The following is a 9,264-nucleotide window of genomic DNA, read 5'->3' as shown; positions in this document are numbered from 1 at the left end:
CCTCGGCCGCGGGCGCGAGCAGCGGGTGGGCGGCCAGGTCGGTGGCGGCGCGGGCGAGCCCCGGGCCCAGTTCGGCGGCGGGTGTGTCGCCGAGTGCGGCGAGCGCGGCCAGGTGCGCCTGGAGCTGTTGCTGAGGCGGTACGGAGCCGGGCGGACGTTCGCCCTTCGGCTCCGCTCCGGCTGCCGCGAGGGCGAGTTCGGCGTAGGGGTCGGCGTAGAGCGCGGCCCAGGCCGCGGTCGGGTCGTCGCCGGTGTCCACAGCGGCGGGTGTCTCGTTGAGTCCACGCGTGGTGCCCGCCTCAGGCGGCAGGCTCGCACCGGCGGCCGCGAGCGTGGCGCCGTGCGTGCCTCCCCAGTAGTAGGGCACGATGCGAAGTCCCCCACGCAGTGCGGTCAGCCCGGCCGCTACGCGCGCGGCCAGCGCAGAGAAGTCAGGTTCGCGAACACCCGTCCCATGAATGAAGACGACCGCTGTCATGTGCCCCCCGTGACACCTGTGGAGCGCCGTGTACGACTCCCGTCCTGGCGTCAACTTACCAGTATCATATGGAAGTTGGGATCGAGCAAACTTGCGAGAGCTGTGACACCCACAACCGGCCGGACGGACGGCCTCTGCACCTGGACACAAGGGGGACAGCGTGAGCCCTGACGAGTCGGTCATGCACATCCTGCTTGCCACAGCCCTCATCCTCGTGGTCGCCCATGCGGCGGGCTGGGCGGCGCAGCGGCTGAAGCAGCCGTACATCGTGGGCCAGCTGACCGCGGGCATCGCTCTCGGGCCCTCACTCCTCGGCAGCGTGTGGCCGGACGGGCACGCCTTCTTGTTTCCGAAGGAGATCGACACAGCGCTGACCGGCTTCGCACAGCTCGCCCTGGTGCTGTTCCTGTTCGCGGTGGGCTACGAGCTGGATCTGAAGGTCCTCGGCGACCGCGCGCGTTCGGCGGTGACCGTCGCCGTGGCCGCGTTCGTGGTGCCGATGGCGGCGGGGAGCGGCTGTGCCCTGCTCTTCCAGGACCAGCTGCGCGGTCTGGGTATGCCGGATCCGACACCGGCCCAGGTCGTGTTCGCCGGGGTCGCCCTGTCGATCACGGCGGTACCGGTGCTGACGGCCATAGTGCGGGAGAACGACATGTCCCACACGGTGCCCGGGGTGGTGGCCGTCTCGGCGGCCGGGCTGCTCGACGTGCTCGGGTGGACCGTGCTGGCCGGCGCTCTGCTGGGCGGCGACCGCGCAGGGCAGACGCTGAGCTGGGGGTGGCGGGCGTTACTCGGGGCCGGCTTCATCACGCTGATGCTCGTGGCGGCCCGGCCGGTGCTGCGCAGGCTGCTGTGGCGCACCAGCATGGAGCCCTCGCTGCGGCTGGCGCTGCTGACCGGCTTCGCCCTCGCGTCGGCCGCGGTGACACATGCGCTCGGACTGCATGTGATCTTCGGCGCGCTGCTCGCGGGTGCGGTGGTGCCCCGCGAGGAGGACGGCACCCTCGATCCGGACCTGATGCGCGCGCTGCACACCGTCAGCTATCTCCTCGTGCCGTTCTTCTTCGTCGTCTCGGGCAAGGCCGTCGCCCTGGGCAGCATGGACGGCACCGGGTGGGCCGTCCTGGTGGTGGTGACGCTGCTGGCGGCCACGACGAAGATCGGCAGCGGCACGGCGGCGGCACGGTTGAGCGGGCTGGACCGTGCAGACGCGTGGACCGTCGGCGTCCTGATGAGCACGCGCGGCCTCACCGAACTGATCGCCCTCAACGCGGGCTACCAGGCGAACCTGCTGAGCAGGCCTCTCTACACGGTCCTGGTCTTCATGGCCCTGGCCACGACGCTCTTCACCCAGCCGCTGCTCATCCTGGTCCGCAGCCGGGCCGACCGGGGCAGGCACGGCCGTCCGGTACCGCCCCCCGAACCGTCGCTCCGGCACCCGCAGGACGGCGCGCCGACCGCCCCCGCGGCCGACATGAGCTGACCCGGACGGGATCCCGCCCCCGGCCGGGCCTGCGCACGACGCAGGCCCGGCTCCGGTCGGCCTACAGCGGCATGGGCGCCATGTCGCACTCGATGCGGCGGCGCGTCCGGGCCGCGTTGAACCAGGGGTGGTCGCCACGGACCACCCCGGCGAAGCCCTCCACCGCCGTGCGCTGGAGCTCGTCCGCCTCCTCCCCGCGACCCAGGCCGCGCAGGTCGAGGGAGAGGTTCGCGGTGCAGGACAGGGTCAGTGGATGCTTCTCACCCGCGATCTCGACGAGCCGCGGCAGGTTGGCCTCGTCGATCTCGCGCGCCCGCTCGAAGTCCAGGCGCGCCGACGCCGTGTTGGCCTGGCCGATCGCGACGCTCAGCGACGTGACGTGCTCCGAGCCGACCGTGTCGGCCAGCCGGCGGGCGGCGTCGTCCTCCAGCTCCTGCGCGCTGTCGAGGGCTCCGAGCGCCCGCAGGGTGGCGGCCAGATTGGCCTTGGCCAGCAGGGTGTACGCGTGGTCCTCCCCGAGCCGCTGTTCGAGGCGCCGCACGGTCTCCTGGGCCAGGTCGCGGGAGGCCTCGAGGTCTCCGGCCAGGCGCTGGTCCACGGACAGGTTCGTCGCGGTCGCGAGCGAGTCGAAGTGGTCCGGGCCGTAGCGGTGGTTGAACCGCCGCAGCGTGTCCTCGCAGAGGCTGCGGGCGTCCTCGAGCGCCCCGTCCCGGCGCCGGCACACCGCGAGGTTGCGGGCGATGCGCAGGGTGAGCGGGTGTTCCTCGCCCATGGTGCTCCGCGCGCGGCGGTGCACGTCCTCCTGGAATTCGCGGGCGCCGGGGTAGTCGCCGGACTCCCGCATGTCGATGGACAGGGCGTTGAGGGTGTTGAGGGTGAAGAAGCTCGCCGGACCCAGCAAGAGGTCACGCTGCCGGGCGTTCTCCTGGTCCAGCGGCAGGGCCTCCCGGAAGTTCCCGCACAGCCGCAGGTCGACGCCGTAGGCATGCGTGGCACGCATCGTGAGCGGGTCGTCGGGGCCGAACAGGGAGCGCGCCAGGTCCCTGGCCTCCTTGGTCAGGTCCCGTGCCTCCCGGAACCGGCCCTGGTACCCGTACGCGTCGGCCATCTCGCACAGGGAGTCGATCATCTCCTCCGGCTCGACCTCGATGCGGCGGGAGGTCTCCAGCGCCCGCTCGGTGAGCGGGATGGACTCGGGAACCTGGCCGATCTGGCGCAGCAGGAACCCGAAGCTCTTCGTCATGCGGATGACATGGATGTTCTCCTCGCCGGAGGCCGCGAGCCACGCGTTCCAGGCCTGACGGCCGAGGTTCGCCGCGCCTACGTGGTCGCCCCAGTAGTAGAGGAACCACACGGTGTCGAAGACCAGGTCGCGCACATAGGTGTCGGCGCTGGTCACCGCCTGCGAGGTGAGGACATGGGGCAACAGCGCCTGGTACGCGCGCCACTCCAGGGAGGACCCCGGCGGACCCGGCTTGGCGGCCGACAGCAGCTGGTGGGCGGCGTCCCGCATGCGCTCCCGCTCCTCCGGCCCCAGCTTGGCGAGGAGCACGGTCTGCAGCAGGCGGTGCATCTGCAGGGTGTCGGACCGGGGGTCCACCTTGACCAGCGAGAACTGGTTCAGGTCGCGGATGGCGCGGTTGAGTTTGATCGACTCGCGCAGCAGCGGGTCGACCTCGGGCGTGATGTTCACGCCACGGCTGCCGCGCAGCATGGACCGCGGGATGGGCTCAGGGGCCATGCTGGCGCAGATGTCGAGGAGTTGCCGGGCACCCGGGTTGTTCTCGAGGATCCGCTCCAGGGAGATGTCCCAGGCCGCCGCGACGGAGACCGGGTAGTCCGGGGACGGGTCGAGTTCGAGGATCTCCGGGCTGCGCTGGGTGAGCAGGTCGAGGTACTCGGCGACCTGCATGCCCGTGACGGCCCGCCAGGCGCCCGCCTGCTCGACGGCGAGCGGCAGGTCGCCCAGTGCCTCGGCGAGGCGGCCGGCGTCCTCGGTGCTCAGGTCGGGCGAGCGCTTCTGGAGCAGCTCGACGGACTCCTCGCGCTCGAAGACGTTCACCGGCAGGGAGGTCGCCACGCGCTCCCAGGCGCGGTTCCGGGAGGTGATGATGACCTTGCCCGGACCGTTGGTCGGGAAGTACTGGCGCACCGCTTCGATGTCCTCGGCGTTGTCGAAGACCAGCAGCCAGTTGTCGTACGGCGCCCCGGTGCGCAGCGCCTCCAGGACGGCGGGCACGGCGGTGTTCGCGGCGGGGGCACCCGCGCTGTCCTGCGCCGTCGGAGCGACGCCCAGATGGGCCGCCAGGGTCGCGAGCGCGGTCAGGACGAGGCTCTCCCGCTCGGCCGGGATCCAGCAGATCACCCGGTAGTCGTGCTGGTGGGTGTAGACGTACTCCAGTGCCAGCTGGGACTTGCCGACACCGCCGAGCCCGTGCAGCGCGTTCGGCAGTACGGCCGCGGTGTCCTGGGATGCGAGCTGCTCCTCCACGGCCCTGAGCAGCGCCTGGCGGCCGACGAACGACGTGTTCCTGAGGGGCACGTTCACCAGTAGGGCCGGCGTTGCGGTCGTGGTGCTCGTCATGAGCGGCTCAGCCTCCGGGGCTTCGGGTTGGGTGGCGTCGGTTACCAGCACGGGTTCTCCAGGCTCCTCGGGGACGCTCGACGCTGGAACACTGCCTTCTCCGCCGCCGGATGATCCCGCGCCGCCCGCGCGTTTCACCCGCTCGGCGGCATCGGTCGTTCGCGTGGCGAGATTCGGTTCGATGCGTTTGGCGCGTTCGGAGTACGGCCCCGACAGGGCGCGCATCACAGCCAGCTCGCTGCGCGCCCAGCCGAGCTCGGCGGGGTCGGGCAGGGTGGTCCCGATCGGGTCGCGCAGGGCGGCACGCAGTGCGACGCCCCGCGCGCCGGCGGCGGGCAGGTCGCCCACCACGCTGACGGTGCGGGCGAGTTGGCTGCGCGTCGTGGTGGCGAGCAGCGCCTCGCGGACCCCGTCGGCGAACTCCGGGCGTCCCTCGCCGCCGCTGTTCCAGTCGATCAGCCCGCCCATCAGGATCTCGGCGAGATGCCCGGGCCCGGTCTCCGGCATGGTGCGCCGCCGCAACTGCTCCACCAGGTCGAACTCGAAGGGGACAGCGGCCAGTTGGGTCGCCAGTCGGCGGGCGGCCGGAGTGGCGAGGGTGAAGAAGCGGCGTACGGCGGCGGGAGCGGCGCGCGGGAAGCGCGGGGCGCGCAGGCCGGGCGCGGGCGCGCCCTTGGTGAGGGTGCCGGCCAGGACGACGGGCAGGGAGCGGCGTACCCCGCGCTCACCGGTGACCAGGTCGGCCCAGGCGGCCAGGGAGCCCGGCTTGAGGGACAGCACGGGCACCGGCACGGAGCCGTCGCCCGCCTCCGGCAGCGGCCGCAGCGGGTCGGGTCCGCCGGGCGGTGCCCAGTGCCCGAGGCTCTGGTTCGGGGCGCCGAAGCCGCCGGCCTCCAGGGCCGCCGGGTACGGGTAGAGCGAGGAGCGGTGACGCAGGTGCGGCGGCAGCAGGTGGACCAGCGCGGTGGGTCCGGCGTGGGCGAGGCGGCCGAGCAGGTCGTCGGCGGCGGGGGCGGCCCAGCCGTGGGCGAGTCCGTCGGTGACGACGAGGAACACCCGGCCGCCGCGCCCGTCGAGCAGTTCGCCGGGGTCGGCGGCGGTCCGCCCGGTGGGCCAGCGCAGGGTGGCGGAGCCGGTGCGCGGCACCTGCACCCGCACCGTGCGTACGGCCCGGAAGGCGCCGCTGTGCTCGGCGGCCTCGGCGAGCCGGGCGACCGTGTCCTCCCAGATCCACATGGTGGGGGCCGCGTCGGTGAGGAGGACCAGATCGAAGGCGGAGATGCGGGCGGGCCGGAGGAAGGGCATCCACATGCCGTCCACGACTCCCTGTTCGGCGGTGGTCTCCTCGTCCAGTTCCAGGGTGTCGCGGGAGGGGATGCGCCGGGCCAGCCGGTGCAGGGCGCGAGCGAGCAGGGCGGTGGCCCGGCCGGGTCCCGGCTGCGCGGGTACCTCGGGGGGCAGCAAGGGCCGTCCGACGTGCAGGCTGTAGGGGCCCTCGGGGTGAGGTAACAACTGTGCCGGTACGAGGCGTTCGCCGGGGCTCGCCGGTGCGGTGGGGACGGCGGGATCGCGGGGCGGGATCGGCTCCGGCCGGATGCCGGCATCGACGGCGGGCGTCGTCACGGGGCCCGGGTCGCCCACGGCGGGCGGGTCCGCGGGCGCCTCGGGGCGTGCCCTCCTGCGGTCCGGGAGCGGGCGGGTACGCTCCCCCGTCTGCCCCTGCCCGGCCACGGCGGGGCCACCGTCGCGGCTCCAGTGGGCGGCGAGCCACACGGCGTCGGCGATCTCCTGCCAATGCGGCGCGAACCGCTCCTCGGCTTCCGGGCCTTCCGCCCCGGCCGAGGGGTGGGACCGGGCCGACGCCCGGGTGCCGGACTCCGGGGCGCCGGGGAGCGCCGCACCGTGCTCACGCGCGTACGCGCCTGCCTCCGGCATCGCCGAAGCGGGCGACGACGACCCCGAAACGGGACCTTCGTCGCCGAGCCCGGATGCGTGCTCCCTGGGAGTCATTCAGCGGCCCTTCGCGAGGTCGCGGAGGAGCATTTCCAGAAGCTTACGCCCGTCGCCGTCCACCTGAAAACCACCCGCAGTAGTGATCTGGACAGCGTTGAGCAACTGATCCAGCGAGTGGGTGCCGCCCGCCTGGACCCGCTGCACGAACAGGTCCGCCAGGTCCTCGGCGCCCTGCGGGAGGGCACCGAGGTGCCCCTCGACCATGGCCAGAAGCTGCTCCCGGGTGGGGGTGCGCATCTCCAGCGGCAGGCACCTCCGGCGGAACGCCGCCGGGAACTCGCGTTCCCCGTTGCTGGTGATCACCACGACCGGGAACTCCCGGCACTCGACCCGCCCGTCGGCCAGCTCGGCGCGGCCTGAGGGGTCACTGGTGTGGACGCACGCGGAGTCCGCGGCGTCACGCACCAGTTCCGGGATCTCATAGCTTCCGTTCTCCAGGACGTGCAACAGGTCGTTGGGCAGGTCGATGTCGCTCTTGTCGAGCTCGTCGACAAGAAGCACACGCGGACGATCGTAGGGCAGCAGAGCGGTGCCCAGGGGACCCAAGGTGATGAAGTCCCCGATAACTGGGGGAAGTTGACCGTCACTCGAGGAAGTCGTGACGTTGACATTGACTCCCGCGCCCGCCCGGTCCGGGGTCCCGCCCCGCAGTCCGGCCTGCCAGGCGGCGATGGCCTGGGCGCGGCCCATGGCGTCATGGACGTACAGGCCGTCCCGCAGCGTCGTCCGGCTGACGATGTTCCACTCCAGGACCCGCCCGAGCCCGAGTTCGCGCGCGATGACATAGGCCAGCGTGGACTTGCCCACGCCCGGAGGGCCGGTGATCAGCAGGGGCCGGCGCAGCAGAAGGGCCGCGTTGACGGTGTCGACGTCGTCCGCGCCGAGTTGCGGGGTGACGTCTCCCGGGCCGAGCCGGCGCAGCGCGGCCGCCTGGTCGTCCGGCGGGGCGGGCTGGGCCGGGCCGCCGCGGAAGCGCCGCCAGGGTGGCGCCTCCGGCAGCCTCGGCGGGGCGTCGGGTGCCCGGCCGGTGGCGTGGAACACCCGCCAGCCGTTCACGACCGTCTGCTCCTGCGCGCTCATGCCGATGCCTCCTAGCTGGCGAGGTCCGGGTCAGCGGGGTGAAGATCGACGACCCGATTGGGATCATCCCAGAGAAAACCGATATGTCGACCGAGGAAGCGTCCCGGCCCCTTGGCATGGAGCACCGCGGTCTGCCGCAGCCGGTGGATCGCGACCGGGATCTGCGCCGGCGTCTGCACGGACGCGAACACAGCGGTCACCACCTCTCTGCGCTCGTCGTCGAACACGCCCCTGCGGTCCCAGACGGCAAGGCCTATCCCCTCCGCGATCGCGGCCTTGAGGGCGTCCATCGCCAGGACGTCGGCCGGCGCGTCCAGCACCACAGCCGTCCTCAGCGATTCCCCGGCGAGGGCGGCCTGCCAGGCGTCGAGGCGACCGCCGTCCGGCTCGCTCCAGCCGTGCACGGTCACGCCGTGCCGCCGCAGTGCCAGCCAGCGCTCCCGCCACTGCTGGAGAACCACCGCGTCGTCGGTGCGCATCCGTTCGAGGCTGCGCAGATGCACCCCGTACTTCAGGCCGAGCGGCATGGGACGCCCGTCACCGATCTGGTAGGTCAATCCCGCCACATCGTGGTTGAGGAGATCGTACGGAAGGACGAACTCGACGTACGGCGGAGGCAGGAGGCGCTCCCCCGCGTCCGGCTCACGCGAGACCGACCAGAGCCGGGCGCCCTGCCGCAGCGCGGTCTCGACGGCCGTGCCCAGGCCTGCCAGTGTGGTGGTGGCCGGTTCGCCCGGCTGTGGATCCCAGCGGCCCTGCGTGGTGTTGAGCCATGACCGTACGACGACCTCACCGCTGCCGTCGCGGGTCGGTTCCACGGCGACGATCAGGCAACGCGGGACCTCGGGATCGGCCGGGGCGTCGGGGCGGGCGCTGCGGCGCTCCTTCAACTCGCCGGACAGGCAGGCCCGTTGGGCCCAGTCGTCGACCCAGTCCGACAGGGCGATGCGGTGGGAGCGGGTGCGGGCGAGCCGGGACGCCCGGTCGAGGAGGAGGACGGCGGGCGGCAGTCCGTCCGGCTGCGCGTTCCATTCGAGCACGTGTGCCAGGAGCTGCTCCGGGGACAGTCCGGCGGGCAGGTCGAGACCGTTGAGTTCCTCGACGAGGTCGTCCCGCAGCCGGCGGGCCGGCAGCTCGCCCCGGGCGAGGAGGGCGCGCGCCTCGGCCTCCTCGGCCGGGGACAGCGGGCCTGGCGGAATGTCGGGGGCGGCCCCGGGTAAGACCACCGGCTCGATCAGACGGTCGAGTTCGTCACCGGCGGGGCTCCCCTCGAGGATGCGGACCACACCGACGAGTACGCGCTCGCCGCCCGCCACGTTCAACGCCGCGCGCACCAGGGCCGCGACGTCCTCGCGCAGCTTGACGCCTCGCAGATCCACCGGCCGCTGCAACTGGTCCGCCAGCATCGCGGCGAACTGGGCCCGCCCCGGCGCGTCCTCCATGCAGCCCAGCAGACACAGCGCGTCGGTCAGCTGTAACAGCAGCTCCCAACCCCTGCCCTGCCCGGCACAGCCCCCGAGGTCGCCGGATCCCGCTCCTGTCTCCACCGACTTTCCCCCTGAGCCGGTACATCTGCCTGACCGACCAGCGAAGTTAGCACGGCTACCTGCGGTTAACCAGGGACCA

General features: G+C 72.7%; 4 protein-coding genes and 1 pseudogene. 1 reads left to right on the top strand and 4 read right to left on the bottom strand.

Annotation, left to right across the window (positions count from 1 at the left end):
* A pseudogene (locus tag ABT288_RS39860) lies at positions 1–367 on the bottom strand (hypothetical protein); the annotation flags it as partial.
* Positions 368–638: 271 nt separating this feature from the next.
* Here ABT288_RS39860 and ABT288_RS39855 point away from each other — a divergent pair.
* Positions 639–1,961, top strand: a complete 1,323-nt coding sequence (locus tag ABT288_RS39855) for a cation:proton antiporter (protein WP_351618863.1) — start codon at positions 639–641, stop codon at positions 1,959–1,961.
* Between the two features lie 61 nt (positions 1,962–2,022).
* Here the strand turns inward: ABT288_RS39855 and fxsT are convergent, their stop codons facing one another.
* The 3 genes from fxsT to ABT288_RS39840 all read right to left on the bottom strand — a co-directional run bounded on the left by fxsT (position 2,023) and on the right by ABT288_RS39840 (position 9,185).
* Positions 2,023–6,480 carry an FxSxx-COOH system tetratricopeptide repeat protein gene (gene fxsT, locus ABT288_RS39850; RefSeq protein ID WP_502972945.1) on the bottom strand — a complete coding sequence of 1,486 codons (4,458 nt, stop codon included), beginning with the start codon at positions 6,478–6,480 and terminating at the stop codon, positions 2,023–2,025.
* Positions 6,481–6,555: 75 nt separating this feature from the next.
* Positions 6,556–7,638, bottom strand: a complete 1,083-nt coding sequence (locus tag ABT288_RS39845) for an AAA family ATPase (RefSeq protein ID WP_351618857.1) — start codon at positions 7,636–7,638, stop codon at positions 6,556–6,558.
* 11 nt (positions 7,639–7,649) lie between these two features.
* Positions 7,650–9,185, bottom strand: coding sequence for a VMAP-C domain-containing protein (locus tag ABT288_RS39840; protein WP_351618854.1), 1,536 nt, complete (start codon positions 9,183–9,185; stop codon positions 7,650–7,652).
* Positions 9,186–9,264 lie beyond the last annotated feature (79 nt).

The organism is Streptomyces sp. NPDC001093 (genome assembly GCF_040298985.1).
GTDB lineage: Bacteria > Actinomycetota > Actinomycetes > Streptomycetales > Streptomycetaceae > Streptomyces.
This window is presented reverse-complemented; position numbering and strand designations above follow the sequence as displayed.